Genomic DNA, 19,102 nt, shown 5'->3' with positions numbered 1-19,102 from the left:
ATCAAAATCCCTCTCTCGAAAAGATAATAATAACTATAGGGGTTAGATAAAGTAAAGAAGCACATGTTTAATTAGTTGTCTGGTTTCTTTTTAAAACCTACGCTTTTAGGATTTTGTGTTGTAGTTTTTGGGGGTATGATAGTTTTGTTTTGTTGAATGGGCTTAACTTCTATAGAAGTATCTTGAACCTTTGTCTCTATCTTTTGGGGTAATTGGGAAGCCCCTTGTTTTTGAGATTGGGTCGGATTCTGAATGATTTTTTCAGGGGTGGATGTTTTAATACTTCTATCCGATTGGCGGGCTTTTAACATTCGTTCAATATATTCTGCTATTTCTATGCGTTTTGAAAGTAATAGATTGGGGTTTCGTGAAAAATTAACTAAATCAGGGCAAAATTCATGGAAGTTATAAACTTTTTCTGCTTGTTGTAATAATTCAGGATTATTTCCGGTGTCTTTAAGTTCTTTGATTAACTGAGAGAATATGTTTAAGTAATCATAATCTTCAATCCCATCACGAATTATCTCCCAGCGGATAGAGTTTAGAGGTCCATCCTTACCGGGATATACAAGAAATCCATCTCCATTAGTAGGTATTACATCAAGAGGACATTTTTGTGGGTCTTTTTCTTTAGAATAATTAATGCACCAGTAGTGAACACCTTTAATACCTAACATCCATGTCTGCCAGAAGAAAATTCTGTGCTCAATTCCTGCAAAATCAAGAAAGAAATTGGCATAAGGACGAGGGGGAGCATGATTTACACACCACCAGACTTTTTGCCCTGCTTGAATTTTTTCTAATATATATCGGTTAAATTGTGTATCCATTACAGGGCTATGGATGCACCATATATCTACATTGTCAGGGAGTATGGGATTTAGTCCTCGTGTGGTTATCATCAGGGGTAGGTCAGGAGTTAGAGTTTTCCATTGAGTAATTGTGTTTAATAATTTTTCTTTGTCTTCCTCTTTGGGGTATTCCCATAGCGGGACAAAAGATTGTTTTAATAAGTTATTCGTTTGCAAGAATGAATAAAGTGTTTTCAATTGTTCGGGTTGCTTGATTAATTGAGGTGGAATTGTAAAGGTATTTATACCTTCTTTGATAAGCCGTTGAATTTTCGGCAATATATTTGAAAGTTCTTGAGCGTAGTCGGGAGTTTTCGGTAATGGTAATTGTGTGAGTTCGCGGAGTGTTACATGGTGTTCAATAGCATTTTGTAAATATGCAGAAGCCACAGCGGAAGCATTCGGTTTTTCTCCTGTAAGCAATTGGGTACTTTTGAGAGCGTTTTCCCATGAAAAACCAAAATCTGTTTTTAATGTGGGGCTATTCGGTAGAGCAAATTCGAACACATGAATATTCAGTTCCAATTCTACGGGGTCAAAAGAATTGCTTTGTAGTTCGAGGATTCCTTTGTAATCCCCCGGAGGAAGGGTTTCAGGGGCGTATAAGGTTAGCCAGAATGCAGATGTAGTTTGGGGTGGAATTTTTATAGTATTCGTTGGAACAAGCATATCAGGCCAGTAGCCAGTTGGACCTTCGTAGTAGGAAGGGATAACGACAAAATGATATTTTACTTCGTAGGTGGAAATAACATCTTTAGGGATGGACATTCCTGTTTGACGATTTTTTAGTTCCGAAAGGATTGCCTGAACGGTACAGATATCTGTTCCATTATTTCTTAAAGCAATTTGAAAAGATTCCCTTTCTTTTCTTGCAAGGAAAATTTTCAGTGTAGAATCCGTTTGATTCGAAGGTTGCGGGTTATCTTCCGGGAAGATTTTAAAGAGGGAGGGTTCTGACCAAATTTTTGTCTTGGAATCCTGAAATAGTAAACTTCTTTCTAATTTTCGAGGACCTTTGTCTAATGTTTTGGGAGCATCTGTCCAAGGTGGAAAAAGTTCTTCATCTGTGGTTAATGAGGGGACGGGATTACCAACAACAAATTGAGTATCAATTCCTCCGTGAGGAGAACCCGTTTCTTTCCCAAGGTAGTAAGGTTTTCCATCCTGCTCTAATTGTGCAAGGAAATCATATCTTCCAGGCCCGGGTGCTGTCCAGTCGTAAGTGCAACGAATAAGTATATTGGGCTGAAAATCAAATTTCTTTGTGGGTAAACGCCAAACTCTACCATCAGGTCCGAGAACTCGTGATTGGATGCGCATATTTTTGAAATCACGGTTGGGAGAGAGAAGTAAAATAAGTTTTCCATCTTCTTTGTAATCTAATTGACAGGCTATTTCTTCGGAAGCGAAATTAACATGGCTCAGTCCACGAACTATAGAGAGTTTGTAGACGGTAGACCATGTATCACCGGGTTTTAGTAAAGATGGCAGAAACCACGATTGTACTCCCTGCTTATTTTCCTGCGGTTCCCATACTGCCAGAAAGGAGTGAAGCATATCGGCGTGGAAAATAAGACAAACATTGGTTAAGAGTTCCTGGTCTGTGTAGGCTGACCAGTTTCGAGATGCAACCCAATGATGACTGGAGTTAATAGAAAGGATGCCTTCGCTGGTTGGTAATTCTAATCGGTCTGTTTCGTTCCATTTTCCTCCGGGGTTAATTGAATTTGCTACCCATGGTGCAATCCACTGACTTTCCGTCCCTTCGTTTTTTACTTCTAATTTGATTGTAAGTCCGGCTACAAGGGGTGATAATAGAATGGTTCGTTTTACTTTTAATCCTTGTATGTTCGGTCCTTCACAAGTATAGGTATAGCGAATTTCTTTTGTTCCGTCAGGTAGTGTACTCTGTTCCCATTGTTCATTGATTTTCCGATTGGGAACATAAAAACTTCCTACACCGAAGCCTTCCTGAAACATTCCCAAAGGACCCGAGATATTATCGGGCGGATTTATTAAACCAAGTTGAGTAATAACCCCTTGTTGCAAAGGGTTAATTTTTAACCACATATATTGAGACTTAACTTCTGTTTCTGTTTGTATGCTTTGTGCTGTGATATTGAAAGAAATACAAATTAAAAACAATTGTAGAAATATTAAAATATATGTTTTTGTTCCAGTAGATAGATTCATCATAAGTAGTCTTATAATATGATTTTTAGGTTGAATATACGATTTGATTAAGGGATAAGTATAATTAATTTCTGTTATGATTGTCATTTTTTGATTTTGAAAAATTTGCGAAAATCCGTTGGTCTTTCGTTATAATACACACGGGGATAATTTGATATTAAACAGTTTTAATTCAAACAATCTATTTTTTTGCAGAAACTTTTAATAGGAAAAAATAATATGAAAGCGTTAAGACTATATGCACCGGGGGATTTAAGGTTGGAAGAAGTTCCTATTCCTCTACCGAAGCCTGATGAAGTGCTGGTTCGCGTATTGGCGTGTGGGATTTGTGGTTCTGATATACCCCGAGTATTTGAACATGGCACTTATAAATATCCTTTGGTTCCGGGACATGAGTTTTCGGGGATTGTGGAGAAAGTAGGTTCTGAAACGGGAAAAGACTGGGTAGGACGACATGTGGTTGTATATCCATTAATTCCTTGCAGGCAATGCTCATCGTGTTATTCAGGTTTATATACGCAATGTCTGAATTATGATTACTTAGGGTCACGGAGAGATGGAGGATTTGCTGAATATGTAACTGTTCCAGGAAGTAATATAATTCCTGTTCCAGACGGAATTTCGGGAGAGATTTCAGCAATAACAGAACCTTGTGCTGTGGCTTTACATGCCGTAAGAAAGGCTCAAGTTTGTGTCGGGGATACTGTATTGATAACAGGTGCAGGAACAATCGGGATACTGATTGCTTTATGGGCAAGGGCTTCTGGGGCGGAAGTATTCATGACAGATATTGTTGTGGAAAAATTAAAATTTGCTCGTTCTTTAGGTTTTCAACATCTTTTAGATGCGAAACAAACAACCGTGTCTGAATGGATAAAACAAAAATGTAAACACGGGGTGGATATAGTTTTTGAAACGACAGGACATCCTGCTGGATTAGAAACATCTATAGAAAGTTGCGGTATTTCGGGAAAAATCATTTTAGTTGGAAATCCATCTTTTGAGGAAATGAAAGTTCCTGCAAAACAATATGGAATGATTTTGCGTAAAGAAATACAAATTACGGGGATATGGAATTCTCTGGTAAATGAGTATCCTAAAAACGAGTGGCAGGTAGTATTGCAAGAATTTAAAAAGGAAAATTCCCTTTATTCAAAAATTATTACTCATAAAGTCCCTATTGAAGGGCTTAAAGAATTGTTTATAGCAATACATAACAAAAAAGTTTTTCCCGTGAAGGCAATGTTCATAAATAAGGAGATATAATTATGTTAGCGTTGGTATTTGAAGATATTGGGAAATTGGTATTAAAGGAAGTCCCAAAACCACAAGTAGTTCCAGGGTCTGTATTGGTGAAAGTAAAATCTTGTGCAATTTGTGGTTCTGATTTGAGAATAATCAATAATGGAAATAGCCGAGTTAAGCCACCGACAATACTGGGTCATGAAGCCTCCGGTGAGGTTGTAGAAGTAGGAGAGGGTGTAATGCGTTTTAAAGTCGGAGACCGAGTAGCCATAGGTTCGGATGTCCCTTGTGGAGCCTGTGTTTATTGTGAGGCGGGAATAGGTAATATATGTCCGATAAATTATGCTATGGGTTACCAGTTTCCGGGGAGCTTTGCTGAATATGTATTATTAAATCCTCTGGTTGTAGAACATGGTCCTGTTCATCATATTCCGAACAATGTCTCTTATGAAGAATCGGCATTAGCGGAACCATTGGCATGTTGTTTAAACGCTCTGGAATTGTGTGGAGTTAATTTAGGAGAAACTATCGTTATTATTGGTGCAGGACCTATAGGATGTATGTTGATGGAAGTGGCTCGTAAAATGGGTGCAGGAAAAGTTATCGCAGTAAATCGCACAAGAAAAAGGGAGAGTGTGGTTCAGCAAGTTGCCGATATAGTGATATATACATCTGAAGAAAATCTTATCTCCCGAATTTCTGAAGAGACAGGAGGATTAGGTGCAGATGTTGTTCTAACTGCCTGTTCATCTCCAGAAGCACAAGTAGATGCTTTGAATATTGTTAGAAATCGTGGTCGTGTAAATTTCTTTGGAGGTCTGCCTCCGGAAACCCCACCCACTCCCATTGATACAAACATAATCCACTATAAAGAAATTTTGCTTACCGGAGCCCATGGGTCTGTTCCGAGACATCATCGGCAGGCTCTTGAACTTATATCTCAGGGTATTGTAAAAGTAAAAAGGTACATTTCCTCAGTTTACCCGCTTTCGGAGTCTTTAGAAGCGTTTCAGAAGGCAGGAGAAAAAAAGGAAATGCGTATTATTATTCAACCATAACTATATGGTGATTTATTTGTCAAGCATGCGATAATAAATCATAATTTTGGAAATGAATAAAGATATTGTTTTGTTCTTGAATTTCAAATAAAAGGTTTATAAGTATGAAAAAGAAAGCAGACCCTATCTGGGCACGAATTCGAGAAGAAGCACAGGAAGGTATTCAAAAAGAGCCGTTGCTAGCAAGTTTTTTATCCTCCACTATTTTATCTCACAAAACATTGGAGGATGTATTAAGTTTCCATTTAGCGGGGAAATTGGAAAGTATTACATTACCGGCTGTCAGTTTACGAGAATTGTTTGATGAAGCCTTCGCAAATGAGGCTGGAATTGGAGAGGCTATCCGTGCTGATTTGGTTGCCGTTCATGACCGTGATCCTGCATGTAGATTGTTTTGTCAACCTCTATTGTATTTCAAAGGCTTTCAAGCATTGCAATCGTATCGGATTGCTCATTATTACTGGAATCGGGAACGGTTTCATCTGGCGTTGTTTTTACAAAGCAGAATGTCAGAGGTATTTGGAATAGATATTCATCCCGCGGCAAGAATCGGGAAAGGGATACTGATTGATCATGGCACAGGTGTCGTGATAGGGGAGACAGCCGTGATTGGGAATAATGTGTCTTTATTGCACGAAGTAACCTTAGGAGGCACCGGAAAAGTTCGTGGGGATAGGCATCCTAAGATTGGAGATGGAGTATTAATTGCTGCGGGTGCAAAGATTTTAGGAAATGTCCATGTAGGAGAAGGAGCGAAGGTTGCTGCATGTGCTGTTGTCCTTAGGGATATACCCCCTCATACCACCGTAGCAGGTGTTCCTGCAAAACCGATTGGTCCTACTTCTGAAGAAGCACCTGCTCTGGTAATGGACCAGTTCTTTTCCAATGGCGAAGGACTTTAAGGAATTAAATTCATTGCCCTTAAATCTTGTGTTAACCATTCCGAAAGATAACTATAAATGATGGGCTTGGGATGACCGTCGGGATATTTATGTTCATTCTTTTTTTCTAATTCCTGTAATTTTTCTTTTTTGCCACTGTCTTTAAAGTAGTCAATAACAATGAATTCTTTTTTTCCATTTATATAATCATAAATACCTGAAATCGCTTCCGTTGAACCCGGGAAAAATAGGAAAACCATTTGAACATTAGGAAATCGTTTTGAAAGGTTCTCTCGTGTTTTTCCCAATAGTAGGTAAAGCAATTCAAAGTTGTCATTTGTAAATTTTTGAGGATAATCTATGTTTTTTGAGTCAAATATCATAGAAACCAGAGTAGATTTATAGAGTATTTCTGAAATAAAGCACGAATAGGGTTTTGTTTCGGCAAAAGGACCTAAATTCACAAGTTCTCCATTTTTTGTTTCAATATGTGGGAGATATTTTCCCCATCTGCCGATAATAGACCATGCCCCAACTAACCTTTTTAAGTGGCTTCCGATAAAAGTATAGACAACAACGGTAGGCATAGGTTCTACATCATCAGCGAACTCTGAATTTAATGTGGTAAGATAAATTTCCTGAGGAGAACTTCCTGGTATTCCGTAATTATAAACTGCACAATTGGGATTTCGCATAGCAAATTGTGAGGGTAGTGTTTCGTTATCATTTACCTCCGTTCCAAAAGTGAACGAACAACCGATAAACAGACAATTTGTCTTTTTTTCTGTTTCAGGAGATGAATAAGTAGTCCTTCTCCCTTTTTTGTCTATAGAGTAATTGTAAGTTACAGAAAGATGCGAGCCTTTTTTTATTACAGCAGTGCCTTCTATCCCCGTATTGAGTTTTTTCGGTTTCGTAATATCCGTATGGATAAGTATAGGCGGGTTTTCCTGAATAGTTAACTTAAAATATTTATTGTATACAGGTCGTGAAATCATTTCGCAAATAAATAAGATACATATTAGAAATACACAACCTAAGAGAAAAGCAAGAAAATTAGACAAATATTTTTTTTTCACTTTTTATTAACCGTTTTTTACTTAATTGGAACCTGCTTAATATTAGATAGAAGGATTTTATAAATGCAAATATGGACAGAACAAATAAAAAGTTAAACTCTGAAGGCTTCGTGTTCCCCTTTGCCTTTAATAGAATCCAGACGAGGTACGGAATATGTCCCCATAAGGAGTTGGTCTAATGTACTGCGGTCGGTTACTGCATCGCGGGCATTTTCCAGTGAGATTCGTCCCTCTTTGTAGAGTTTATGAATATATTGTTCAAAAATGAAGGAGTGGGATACGGTTTGTTGCATGCCCACACGAATGAGGTCTGTATCGCCAGAGAGAATGCCATCATTGATAGCCTTAATGTCATTATACATAATTTCAAGAGCAGGGATACGCCCTCCACCAATTTGAGGGACAAGTCGCTGGCAGATAATACATTTAATACAGTCACGCAATTGTAAGCGAACAAGGTCTCTTTCAGATGGGTCGAAGAAACTTACAATTCGATTGACCACTTCTGAAGCCGTATTTGAGTGCAAAGTACTGATGACTAAATGTCCTGTCGCTGCCGCATTGATTGCAGAACGGATAGTATCAGGGTCTCTCATCTCACCAATAACAATTACATCTGGGTCATGTCGGAGTGCTCCTGTTACGGCATCATTAAAAGTTAATACATCATCGCCCATATTCCTTTGAGATATGACGGATTTCTTGTTTACATGGACATATTCAATAGGATTTTCAATGGTTAAGATATGGTAGGACTTATGGGCGTTTATCCAATCAATAATCGCAGCGACCGTGGTTGTTTTTCCACTACCTGTCATCCCTGTAACCAGAACAAGTCCATGATTAATATCTGCAATTTCTAACATGGTATTTTTAGGGATGTTCAACTCTTCAAAAGAAGGTATTCGTTCGGGTAAAAATCGGAAAGTGCAATGAGGAGCCCCCATTTTGTAGAAAACAGATACACGGGCATAACCCAGTCCTGCCTGATGATAACTAAAACTGGTTTGATTGGTTTTTTCCAATTCTTCACGGTAACGGTCTGGCACAATCTGTCGAATAAGGTCTAATATCTGAATAGCTGAAAGAGGTCCCATAAGTTCGGAATGTTTTATATCTCCGTCAACACGGAATAAAGGGCATTCTCCCGGGGATAAGTGCACATCACTTGCTTTATATTGTATCATCGCTTGAAACAAAAGTTCGGGGCTAATTCTATCAATACGGTATCGATCACCCTTAACTTTCCATACTTCTGGTAGCGTGATACATTGACACACTTTATCTATGGTAATAAAAACTTTGGGAAGGAGATTTGGAGGCGTTCCGTCCTTAGTAGAAACAATGAGCCATTCCTGTTGTCGCTCTGCATTACATACATCGGCATTCTCTTTTACAACACTTAAAATTCTATTTAAGCATGCTTCCGGAACACGCATGCGAAGTATCCAACGAATATAATCCCCTTGAAAGTCATCCCGCTCCGCTTCAAATTCCATATTATTTGCACGGGCGAGTATAAAACGAGGTATTCCTTCTTTTAATCGTATCTGTTCCTCGATTGTTTTCACAATAGCACGAACTGTAGGCGTTTGTCCTGTGCCAATGATAAACTCAGCCATAATTTATTCCCTTTTTTTATATCGCTCTGTTTTATTTTTCGCAATATCTTAATAGGAATAATACATTATTAAAATATGTATGTCAATTTTTTATGTAAATTCTAAGAATTTATGGGCAGAAATTAGGGAACAAAAAAAGAAATAGTTTTTATAAAGATAGATAAAATAACAATCAGGAATGAAGATAGATAGTTTTATATTTGCATTGGAATATTTAAAATATTTATAATAATCTTTCTATAAACTGATAAAAAATTTTTGCTGGGGGAGAGAAAAGTTTATTTATTATGTAAACAAATATTAAATCGTAAAAGGTAAAGGAGTTATCCGTGAAAAGGACTTACCAACCCTCGAATACTCGCAGATTGAGAACACACGGCTTTCGTGCAAGAATGGCTACCCGCTGGGGAAGAGCCGTATTAAGTGCACGACGGAGAAAAGGTCGTAAATATTTAACGGTTTCAGACCGGGTTGAGAAAAAATATTAACAAAAAATTATATGGAGGGTAAGAATACCTTGTGCCCGGAGAATATTGTTTTCCCAAAGAATATCGCCTTCACAAAAAGAAGGAATTTGAAGATGTATTCAAGAAGGGAAAACGTATTTCTGGGGAAGGAATGGTTTGCTATTGGTTTTCTGATGAGCAGATGGGTAACAAATTGGGGATAGTCGTATCCCGAAAGGTAGGACGGTCGGTGAAAAGGAACCAGATTAAAAGATATATTCGGGAATTTTATCGGTTGAACCGACTTCATTTTCGTGAGCGTGGTGCTCTAATTGTTGTTGCCCGCACAGGACTGTCTGAATGGAGCCATCAACAGATTGATGCAGAATTGGCAAGCTTACTTAAAACTGGGGGAATACTCAATGGCTAAGGTTGCTATTTTGATTATTAAAGCATATCAAAGAGGAATCTCTCCCTGGTTAGGACAACATTGTCGGTTTTATCCAAGTTGTTCTAACTATGCTATTGAGTCATTCCAAAGACACGGGTTTATTAAAGGTCTCATGTTGACTATCTGGCGTATTTTAAGATGTCAGCCCTTTTGTAAAGGAGGCTATGACCCGGTGCCTAGGGTATTCCCCTTAAGCAAATCGCATCATTCATGTGATAATACGATTCTGAAGTAAATCACTTACCATTGGGCTTATCAGAAACAATTAGTAAAACCCTCCAAAAAAATTAAAGTCTTATATTTAAGAATGGAGAAAAATTTGTGTTCGGTGATGATGATAATAAAAAGGTTTTTCGAGACCAGGTAATAGGTTTATTATTAATTACCGCTATTGTGATTGGTTGGAGTTATTTTTTTATTCCCTCGCCACCCCAAAAAACGGTAAAAAATAATGGAAATGCTGCAGTTAGCGAAGTAGAAAAGCGTGTTTCAGAGAATACGGCACCCCTTCAATCTTCCGAACAAAAATCTCCAATAGAAAAAGAAGATATAGAAAAAGAGAAAAAGCAACAACTCTCAGAAATGGGGATTATATTTCCTCCTGAACCTGAAATAAAAAATGAGGAAGATAACCAGGTAACTTTATCCAAGGAAGATATGGATATTGTTTTTACACGAGTAGGGGCACGGGTAAAATATCTCAATATTTATTTAAAACCTAATCGAACAGATAAAGTGCAACTTGTCCCTATTTGGAAGAATACACCGGATAAAGATGCAGTTTATCCTTTTGGACTTCGTTTTCATGCCCATCCTCTTGATGATGAGTTAGATTCAAAACTCTGGGATGTTCAGATTAATGAATCCGAACATACAGCCTCTTTTTCCTATACGATACCTAATTTTTTGCGAATAGACAAAATATTCTCTTTCGGGGACTCTCCATTTGTGGTAGATGTTCAGATAAAAATTACCAATCTTTCTTCTACAGTCTTTCCCCAAAATATAGAAAATAAGGTTGACCCGGTTTTCTCTCTAAGTTGGGGTCCTAATGTTAATTCGGGAGATAATAATAAAGGGGTTGCCCAGACCATAATTTTTGAGCGTAAAGGAGAAGTTTTAAGATATATAACATCAAAATTAAAACCGAAATCCAACCCCAATGAATTTTTGGAGAGGGTATTTGATTTAAGATGGACTGCAATTCGAAGTGCCTATTTTGTGATTGCATTGAAACCAGAGTTTAATATGGCACAGGGATGGATAACAGGCGGTCCCAAACATTTTCGGGTAGGGGTAGGTGCAACCCAATGTCAGATTGCTCCTAATGAGACACAGGAGTTCCGTATACGGTCGTATGTAGGTCCCAACAGAGGTTCTTTACTTGCTAAAGCCTGGCCAGGATTAGAACAGGTCTGGGAATTTTTCACATCTGTGAAAATAATGGATAAATTTGCAAAGTTGTTGCTTGCTCTATTGAATTTCTTTTATGAATGGACCATTCCCAATTATGGAGTGGCTATCATTTTGTTGACGATATTAGTTCGTATTGTCGTCTTCCCGCTTACATGGAAGAGTATGGTTAGTATGAAGAAGATGCAGAAGTTGGCACCGGAAATAGAAAAGTTAAAAGCGGAAGTAGGAGATAATCAGCAAGAATTACAAAAAAGGATGATGGAACTATATCGTGAACGAGGAGTAAATCCTTTAGGAGGTTGTCTGCCTCTGTTTTTGCAATTGCCCGTGTTTATTGCGCTATATCGAATGCTTTGGAGTGCGGTTGAGTTGCGAGGTGCAGAATTTATTTTCTGGATGAAGGATATGTCTCAGCCTGACCGTTTGTTCAATCTTCCTTTCTCCATCCCATTTCCTTTCAGTGGAGGGCATCTGGAAAGTATTAATCTATTACCTATTTTGATGGGAATTTCTATGTATGTTAGCCAAAAGTTGACACCGGGTGCCTCTGCTGTTCAAACACCGCAACAGCGGATTATGATGAATATTATGCCTATATTCTTTACCCTTATATGTTATAACATGGCATCGGGATTAAGTTTGTATATCCTGGTGAGTACTTTGTTAGGAATTGCCCAGAATTATATAGTGCCTATGAAAGATGTGGATATTACCCCTCGTAAAGTAACTACGACACGCAGACATTTCTATACGGTAGCACAGGAAAAGAAACGACAGTGGGCAAAAGAACTCCGTCGGGAACGGAAATTGAAACAAAGAAAAACAAATGAGGATGAAGATTAATATATAACAATGTGCAAAACTTACAATAAAACTAAAAAACATGTTACAATCATAATGGAGTTGGTAATATGAAACAGATAGAAACTGTTGGAGCAACACGAGAGGAAGCCATTCAGAAGGCTCTTGAAGAGTTAGGGGTTGAAATGGCTGATGTATCGAACATTGAAGTGATTGATGAAGGTAGTAAAGGATTTCTTGGACTGGGTTCCCGTCCTGTGAAGGTTCGTGTTACAGTCGAGAAAACAATCCCTGAACCACAACAGAAGTCGCAAAAGCCCGTAGATGAGAAAGGTAGCAAACATGTTCCGTCTAAAGGCAAGGAAAAATCACTACCCAAAACTGCAAAAGGAAAAGGTAAAGAATTTGAGAAAAATTATTCCAAGACGGAATCAGGCAATACTTTTGAAGAAAAAAGCAAACATAACACAAGACAGGAGAGAAAAAGTATGATGACAGAACAATCCCCTCAAGAAGAGAACAAGGATGTGCAGGAAAAAGAGACAAAAGTGAGTATTACGGATGCACAGGGAAACGAAGCATCAGCCCTTTTAGGTGAGATGCTCCAGAAGATGGGGATAGAAGCATCTGTAAAATTTGTTCGAACTGAGGATGGTATTCCAAAACTGGAAATTGAATCGCAAGACGGTGCTTTATTGATTGGGAAAAAAGGCTCTCACCTTGAAACCATACAATTTCTTATCAACCGTATGTTCTTTGGAATTGAAGAAGGAGATTCCAACGAGAAGTTTGTTGTTGATACGGAGAATTATCTTGCCCGTAGAAAAGATACCTTACGACAAATGGCTTTAGATTTTGCTGAACGAGCAAGAAAAACAGGAAGAAAGATGAAATTATCTCCCATGCCTTCTCATGAGCGAAGAGTTATCCACATGACCTTACAGAATGACCATTCGGTTGAGACTTTCAGTGTAGGTAAAGGGGATAATCGTTGTGTCGTGATTGCCCCGAAGAATCGTCGTTTCGATAGAAGACCCTACAATAATCGAGACCGTAGAGACCATAGGGGATATAGAGATACAAGAGACCGTAGAGATAGGTATCCCAATAACCGTTATTCCAACAAACCTCAAAATAGAAGAAGTGGTGGTAGAGATTATAAACCCGATTGGAAACGAGGAAAACCCGGTCGTTCACCTTATGGTGATGATATTGACCCCGGCCAGGTTTCTGAATAATACATAGAAAAACCATTTGTTGTTTTTAAGGAAAAATAGAATGGGGTATGTATTGAGGGATGATACTATCACGGCTATTTGCACCCCTCCCGGAGTAAGTGCCGTTGGTGTTATCCGTGTTAGTGGTCCTGATTCGGTTGATATTGTTTCTCATATTTTTCGCTCTCATTCGGGACAGGATATTTCTAAAAAAAAACGGGGAATGTATTATGGAAATATCGTGGAAAAAGATGGAAATATCCTTGATGATGTAATAGTTCTGGTGATGAAATCGCCCCATTCTTATACCGGGGAAGATGTTGTTGAAATACATGCTCATGGAAACATGCTGATTTTACGAAGTATTATCGAATTGTTGTTAGAGAGGGGAGTAAGAATTGCAGAACCGGGAGAGTTTACAAAACGCGCTTTCCTCAATGGAAAAGTTGACCTAACACAGGCAGAAGCCGTATTAGACCAGATAATAGCAAAAACAAAAAAATCATTAGCATTATCACGAGAATTGCGAGAGGGACATCTTTCGAAAAAGATTTATGAATATTCAGAACATATTAAAACAATTTTAGCGTGGGTTGAGGCTGTTATAGATTTTCCAGAGGAAGAAATCCCAGATCAGTTATGGCAGCAGTCATTAACCCAACTGCGGGAAATATTGGCAAATATGGAACAATTATTAGCGACTTCGGAAAGAGGTAAAATTTTAAGAGAAGGGGTTATCGTATCAATAGCAGGCAAACCCAATGTGGGAAAATCGAGTTTGTTTAATGCTCTACTTCAAGAAAATCGTGCCATTGTTTCACCATATCCCGGCACCACACGAGACCATATAGAAGAATATATATCCTTGGGAGGGGTTCCTGTTCGGTTAATTGATACAGCAGGATTGAGGGAAGTTTCGGAGCCTGTGGAGAAGGAAGGTATAGAACGAGCATGGAAAACTATTGAAAATGCGTATGTGATTTTATTAGTTACAGACGCCACTTGTATAAATCATGATGATATTCGGTTATATAAGGCGATAAAAGAAAATACAAGCAAGACCCTCATGTTTATAGTAAATAAAATAGATTTAAATGAAAACCCTGAAATCCCTACCCTTATTTCTGAAAATATTAAGCCTCTTATTTTTACTTCAGCGAAAACAGGTTTGGGAATAGATAAACTGGAAAAAGAATTAATATCCGTGCTACTTGGTGATAGTGAAATATCAGAAGATATTATGCTTTCTCATGAACATCAGAAAGAAAGTTTACTACGAGCGAAAAAATGTATAGAGAATTGTGTTCAGCAAAAAAATTTACTGCCCGATTTAACAGCATTTGAATTGCGCGAAGCCCTTCACGCCTTAGGGGAAATCACCGGGGAAACTGCTACAGAAGAGTTATTAGATATTATCTTTTCCTCCTTCTGCATAGGGAAGTAAAAAGAGAGGCAATGAAATAGAAACACCCGTAGAAATTGTAAAAACGATGATAAAAAGCAATAGTGGGCGATACTGGACTTGAACCAGTGGCCTCTGCCGTGTGAAAGCAGCGCTCTAACCAGCTGAGCTAATCGCCCGTAGCAGTTATAGCATATCAAAAACAGGTTTTTTTTGCAAGTTGTGTAAATTTTGGATAAGTTGCAAGTATCCAATATTGATGGTTAAAAACAGTTTATTTGAAAATATAAATGTGTTTTTGTTATTATATGTTTCCAAAATTTTTAATAAATCAGCGTCCCCATCGTCTAGCCTGGCCTAGGACATCGCCCTTTCACGGCGGCAACAGGGGTTCAAATCCCCTTGGGGACGCCAATTTTTTGTTTGTATTTATTGTTTTATTAGTAAAAAATGGGTATGGATTTGAAAATAGAATTGATTTTTTTATATACTTTATTACTGCGTTTGGGGCGTCGCCAAGTTGGTAAGGCACCGGGTTTTGGTCCCGGCATTCGTTGGTTCGAATCCAGCCGCCCCAGCCATTTTTTTCTATAAATACTTTTGGAACAAATAACATCTATATTTGAGAGACTTAAAATGACTTGTGCGGGCGATTTACTGGTTTTTTCCGGGAATGCGTCTCGAAAACTTACAGAGTATATTTGTGAGTGTTTGGGAATACTTCCCGGGAATGCAATTGTGGACCGCTTCAGTGATGGAGAGGTTCATGTGCAGATATGTGAGCATGTCCGTGGTAGAGATATTTTTTTAGTGAATAGCACCTGTCCACCGGTGAATGACCATTTAATGGAATTACTTATCATGATAGATGCGGTGCGACGCGCTTCTGCAGACCGAATTACAGCTGTTATTCCTTATTTTGGTTATGCTCGCCAGGACCGTAAAGATAAAGGAAGAGTTCCGATTACGGCTAAATTAGTGGCGAATTTAATTACAGCCGCAGGGGCAAACCGTGTTCTAACAGTAGATTTGCACTGTGGGCAAATACAGGGCTTTTTTGATATACCTCTTGACCATTTAAGAGGTGATGTTGTTTTTGTTGAAGAATTTGCAAAACGGAAATATGGAAATGATTATGTTGTTGTCTCACCAGATATGGGCAGTGTGGCTCGTGCCAGAGAGTTTGCCTCCCGTTTAGGATTGCCTTTAGCCATTGTGGATAAGCGTCGTCCTAAAGAAAATCAATCTGAGGTGATGAATATTATCGGTGAAATAGAAGGTTACCATACTATTCTTTTCGATGATATGGTAGATACCGCAGGAACATTAGTTAAAGCGGCGTTTGCTTTAAAAGAACAGGGTGCTTTAAGTGTTCGTGCTTGTGCAACGCATCCTGTACTAAGTGGGAAAGCAGTGAAGACAATTAATGAATCTCCTATTGAAGAAATCCTTTTTTGTAATTCTATCGAGTTAAACGAAGAGGCTAAAAGATGTGAGAAATTTAAAGTGTTAAATCTTGCTCCACTTATTGCTAAGGCTATTCGAAATATTCATGAAGAACAATCTGTTAGTAGTTTATTAACACAAAATACGTAAAATATTTATGGAGAAAGGACTTATGGAAATACCTGTCATTAAGGCACAACTTCGGACAAAAGAAGGGAAATCTTCTACAAAAAAGGTAAGGAAAGAGGGAAATATTCCTTCTGTATTATATGGAATGAAAGAGCAAACAGTACCATTAAAAATGGATGCAAAAACATTTGCGAAAATGCTTTCTCATCTGGAAGGGAAGCATCCCATAGTAAAATTGGAAATTGAAGGGGATGCTCATCTGGATTCACCCGCAATTATAAAAGAGATACAACGGGACCCGGTAAGCAATTCTATTATTCATGTAGATTTCCAGAAGATACGATTAGACCAAAAAATTCATACCTCAGTTCCGGTTATTCTTGTGGGTCAATCGGAAGGTGTGAAAATGGGTGGTGTTTTGGACCATCAATTACGCGAATTGGAGATAGAATGTCTCGCTTTACAAATTCCTGTACATATCGAAATTGATGTGACAAATTTAATTTTAGGACATTCAATCCATGTGGCAGATATTACTCCTCCCGAAGGAGTAAAGATTTTGACGGATTCAGACCGTGTGGTTGTATCTATCCATGTGCCTCGAACACTTGAGGCTAAAGCGGCAACTGAAGAAGAAAAACCTGAAGAAGGTGCCGAAGAGACTAAAGAAGCCGAAGAAGAAAAGGAATAATTACCCCTTTTACATATCGTTCGAGGTGCATGGTAAATTGAGCATCTTAACTTTTCTGTATCAGAAAAGTTTTGAGATGCTTTTTATTTTATTTATATTAAGAAGAATTTTCTTTGGAATTGTAAAGAGATGAAAGTAATTGTAGGATTAGGGAATCCCGGAAAAAAATATGTTCAAACAAGACATAACATAGGATTTCGAGTAGTGGATTTTCTATCAGATAAAATAAATTGTCCCATTTCCCGTGAAGATTTCTATGCTGATATCGGTTATACAAGAATGGGAGATGAAAAAATATGTCTGATGAAGCCTACAACTTTCATGAACTTGAGTGGTAAATCGGTGAAGAGTATTATGGATTATTTTTCCCTTGCTCCTCAGGATTTTTTAATAATCCTTGATGATGTGGAATTACCGTTAGGGTCCATACGATTGAGACCTCAGGGCAGTTCTGGTGGGCATAAAGGGCTTCAATCTATTATTGATTGCTGTAAAACAGATACTTTTCCCCGATTGCGATTGGGTGTGGGAAAACCTACACTCCCTATTGATTTAGCCGATTATGTCCTCATGCCGTTTGAGGACGCGGAAAAATCTGCTGTTGATACCATGATACAGGAAGCATCTTCTGCTGTAGAAAGTTGGATTTCGAATGGAATAGAGATAACAATGAACCGTTTTAACAAGAAAGAAAATAATAATAAGAGGGAAAAAGACTATGACAACCAAGAATGAACAAATACATACCATCAGTATCCTGGTGGAAAATCATTTTGGGGTTTTAGCTCGTGTTTCGGGATTGTTCAGTGCCCGGGGATACAATATTGACAGCCTCTGCGTCGGTGAGACAGAAAACCCCGAAATTTCCCGTATGACAGTAACTGTCCGCGGAAATGAGAATGTCTTAAATCAAATTATAAAACAGTTGAACAAACTGGTAGATGTAATCGAAGTTCAAGATTTAACCCAGTCGGCTTTTGTTGAACGGGAATTGGTAATGGTGAAAGTAAAAGCAGACCGTAAGACAAGAGCGGAGGTTGTGGAAATTTCAAACATATTCCGTGCCCGCGTTGTAGATGTGGGAACGCATGCTATGATTATTATGATTACAGGTGCCAAAGGGAAGGTAGAAGCCTTTATAGATATGATGAAACCCTTTGGAATTATCGAAGTAGTTCGCACAGGAACTATTGCAATTGAACGGTGCGGTTCAAATGGGTATAATAATAGTTCCGATACTGAAAATGATGAATGAGTTTGAAAATGAAATTACAATAAAGACTGAAAGTGATATGGAAATGCAAAGGTGGAACAATCAAAATAAAATTGTTGAGAAGAACAATTACGGTAGTAGCGTTCCGTGCCGATGCAAACACTTTCAGGGACGGCATTGAAAGGTAAAGCCACAGCAAATTTTGCTGTGGCTTTTTTTTTAGATAAATAAAGGAAAAATATATGAAGGAACAAATAAAAAATTTATTAGAATTACAGGATATTGATTTACAAATAGAAGCATTGTTGCAAAAAGAGAAAGAAATACCTAAACAGAAAGAAAAATTACAAATCCAGGAAAAGAAGTTAAGACAAGAAATAGAAGATAGTGAAAAGACTCATAAGAAGCTTGTATTAGACCAGAGAGAATGTGAAAGACAAATTGCCCAATTACAGGAACAAATAAAAAAATACAACAATCAATTACAAGGGGTAAAAAAGAACGAAGAATATCAGGCTTTATTAAAAGAGATTGATGAGATAAAAAAACAAATAGGGTTAAAGGAAGAAGAACAAATAAAAATAATGCTTCAAATGGATGAAGCGAATCTGTTCTTTTTGGAAGCAAAAAAAAGAATTGAAACGGAAATTCAACAATTAAAAAAACAGGAGGAACAAATAGATAAAGAACTTCAAGAGGTTATACAGGAACGAAAAGGATTAGAACAGAAAAGATTAGAAGCCCAAAAATCAGTTAGTCCGGAATTGCTCAGTCACTATTTGCGGGTGAAACAAAGAAAGAAAACGGGACCTGTGGTTGTTCCCTTAAAAGACGAAATCTGTTCGGGTTGCTTCATGCAGATACTCCCTCAGGTCGTGAATGAAATTATGGCAAGTGAGAAGATACATACATGCCGACATTGCGGTAGAATTCTTTATTATCCAGGTTTGCTCGATAAGCA

18 protein-coding genes and 3 tRNA genes are annotated in these 19,102 nt (G+C 38.0%); 17 read left to right on the top strand and 4 right to left on the bottom strand.

Going from position 1 to position 19,102, the window contains the following annotated elements:
- Positions 1-71 precede the first annotated feature (71 nt).
- Positions 72-2,921, bottom strand: coding sequence for a DUF4091 domain-containing protein (locus PLA12_08690; protein HOQ32575.1), 2,850 nt, complete (start codon positions 2,919-2,921; stop codon positions 72-74).
- A gap of 342 nt (positions 2,922-3,263) precedes the next feature.
- On the opposite strand from PLA12_08690, the gene PLA12_08685 reads away from it, so the two are divergent.
- The 3 genes from PLA12_08685 (at position 3,264) to cysE (ending at position 6,249) form a co-directional block, all read left to right on the top strand.
- Entirely contained in the window at positions 3,264-4,310 is a 1,047-nt protein-coding gene (locus PLA12_08685) for a galactitol-1-phosphate 5-dehydrogenase (GenBank protein ID HOQ32574.1), read from the top strand.
- A 2-nt stretch (positions 4,311-4,312) separates the two neighbouring features.
- Positions 4,313-5,347, top strand: coding sequence for an alcohol dehydrogenase catalytic domain-containing protein (locus tag PLA12_08680; GenBank protein HOQ32573.1), 1,035 nt, complete (start codon positions 4,313-4,315; stop codon positions 5,345-5,347).
- A 104-nt stretch (positions 5,348-5,451) separates the two neighbouring features.
- Positions 5,452-6,249 (top strand): serine O-acetyltransferase, encoded by a 798-nt coding sequence (cysE, locus tag PLA12_08675; protein ID HOQ32572.1) that lies wholly within the window; start codon positions 5,452-5,454, stop codon positions 6,247-6,249.
- Here the strand turns inward: cysE and PLA12_08670 are convergent.
- Positions 6,246-7,307, bottom strand: a complete 1,062-nt coding sequence (locus tag PLA12_08670; protein ID HOQ32571.1) for a hypothetical protein — start codon at positions 7,305-7,307, stop codon at positions 6,246-6,248. The two genes, cysE and PLA12_08670, sit on opposite strands and share 4 nt — an antisense overlap.
- Before the next feature lie 92 nt (positions 7,308-7,399).
- A complete protein-coding gene (locus PLA12_08665) occupies positions 7,400-8,929 on the bottom strand; it encodes a PilT/PilU family type 4a pilus ATPase (protein HOQ32570.1) in 1,530 nt (509 codons plus the stop codon).
- A 329-nt stretch (positions 8,930-9,258) separates the two neighbouring features.
- On the opposite strand from PLA12_08665, the gene rpmH reads away from it, so the two are divergent.
- From rpmH to mnmE, 6 genes are all read left to right on the top strand, one after another.
- Positions 9,259-9,417 (top strand): 50S ribosomal protein L34, encoded by a 159-nt coding sequence (rpmH, locus tag PLA12_08660; protein HOQ32569.1) that lies wholly within the window; start codon positions 9,259-9,261, stop codon positions 9,415-9,417.
- A gap of 31 nt (positions 9,418-9,448) precedes the next feature.
- On the top strand, positions 9,449-9,805 hold the full coding sequence (gene rnpA / locus PLA12_08655) for a ribonuclease P protein component (protein HOQ32568.1): 357 nt from the start codon (positions 9,449-9,451) through the stop codon (positions 9,803-9,805).
- Positions 9,798-10,061, top strand: coding sequence for a membrane protein insertion efficiency factor YidD (yidD, locus tag PLA12_08650; GenBank protein ID HOQ32567.1), 264 nt, complete (start codon positions 9,798-9,800; stop codon positions 10,059-10,061). The genes rnpA and yidD overlap by 8 nt, the downstream gene beginning before the upstream one ends.
- An 86-nt stretch (positions 10,062-10,147) precedes the next feature.
- Positions 10,148-12,085, top strand: a complete 1,938-nt coding sequence (gene yidC, locus PLA12_08645; GenBank protein HOQ32566.1) for a membrane protein insertase YidC — start codon at positions 10,148-10,150, stop codon at positions 12,083-12,085.
- Between the two features lie 68 nt (positions 12,086-12,153).
- A complete protein-coding gene (gene jag, locus PLA12_08640) occupies positions 12,154-13,281 on the top strand; it encodes an RNA-binding cell elongation regulator Jag/EloR (GenBank protein HOQ32565.1) in 1,128 nt (375 codons plus the stop codon).
- A 40-nt stretch (positions 13,282-13,321) separates the two neighbouring features.
- Positions 13,322-14,704, top strand: a complete 1,383-nt coding sequence (gene mnmE, locus PLA12_08635) for a tRNA uridine-5-carboxymethylaminomethyl(34) synthesis GTPase MnmE (protein HOQ32564.1) — start codon at positions 13,322-13,324, stop codon at positions 14,702-14,704.
- 63 nt (positions 14,705-14,767) lie between these two features.
- Here mnmE and PLA12_08630 read toward each other — a convergent pair.
- A tRNA-Val gene (locus tag PLA12_08630) sits at positions 14,768-14,841 on the bottom strand.
- A 157-nt stretch (positions 14,842-14,998) separates the two neighbouring features.
- Between PLA12_08630 and PLA12_08625 the strand changes: the two genes are divergently transcribed.
- The 8 genes from PLA12_08625 to PLA12_08590 form a co-directional block, all read left to right on the top strand.
- Positions 14,999-15,076: transfer RNA gene (locus PLA12_08625), tRNA-Glu, on the top strand.
- 91 nt (positions 15,077-15,167) lie between these two features.
- A tRNA-Gln gene (locus PLA12_08620) sits at positions 15,168-15,243 on the top strand.
- Between the two features lie 55 nt (positions 15,244-15,298).
- Entirely contained in the window at positions 15,299-16,258 is a 960-nt protein-coding gene (locus PLA12_08615; GenBank protein ID HOQ32563.1) for a ribose-phosphate pyrophosphokinase, read from the top strand.
- Between the two features lie 22 nt (positions 16,259-16,280).
- Positions 16,281-16,928 carry a 50S ribosomal protein L25 gene (locus PLA12_08610; protein HOQ32562.1) on the top strand — a complete coding sequence of 216 codons (648 nt, stop codon included), beginning with the start codon at positions 16,281-16,283 and terminating at the stop codon, positions 16,926-16,928.
- Positions 16,929-17,057: 129 nt separating this feature from the next.
- Positions 17,058-17,663, top strand: a complete 606-nt coding sequence (gene pth / locus PLA12_08605; protein HOQ32561.1) for an aminoacyl-tRNA hydrolase — start codon at positions 17,058-17,060, stop codon at positions 17,661-17,663.
- On the top strand, positions 17,647-18,183 hold the full coding sequence (gene ilvN / locus PLA12_08600; protein ID HOQ32560.1) for an acetolactate synthase small subunit: 537 nt from the start codon (positions 17,647-17,649) through the stop codon (positions 18,181-18,183). The genes pth and ilvN overlap by 17 nt, the downstream gene beginning before the upstream one ends.
- Positions 18,143-18,322, top strand: coding sequence for a hypothetical protein (locus tag PLA12_08595; protein ID HOQ32559.1), 180 nt, complete (start codon positions 18,143-18,145; stop codon positions 18,320-18,322). The genes ilvN and PLA12_08595 overlap by 41 nt, the downstream gene beginning before the upstream one ends.
- 61 nt (positions 18,323-18,383) lie before the next feature.
- A partial coding sequence (locus tag PLA12_08590) for a C4-type zinc ribbon domain-containing protein (protein HOQ32558.1) occupies positions 18,384-19,102 on the top strand: 719 nt, incomplete at its 3' end.

The organism is Candidatus Hydrogenedens sp., from assembly GCA_035378955.1.
In the GTDB taxonomy this organism is placed as follows: Bacteria; Hydrogenedentota; Hydrogenedentia; order Hydrogenedentales; family Hydrogenedentaceae; genus Hydrogenedens.
Note: the sequence above shows the minus strand (reverse complement) of the source record. Positions and strands in the feature narration are given on the sequence as shown.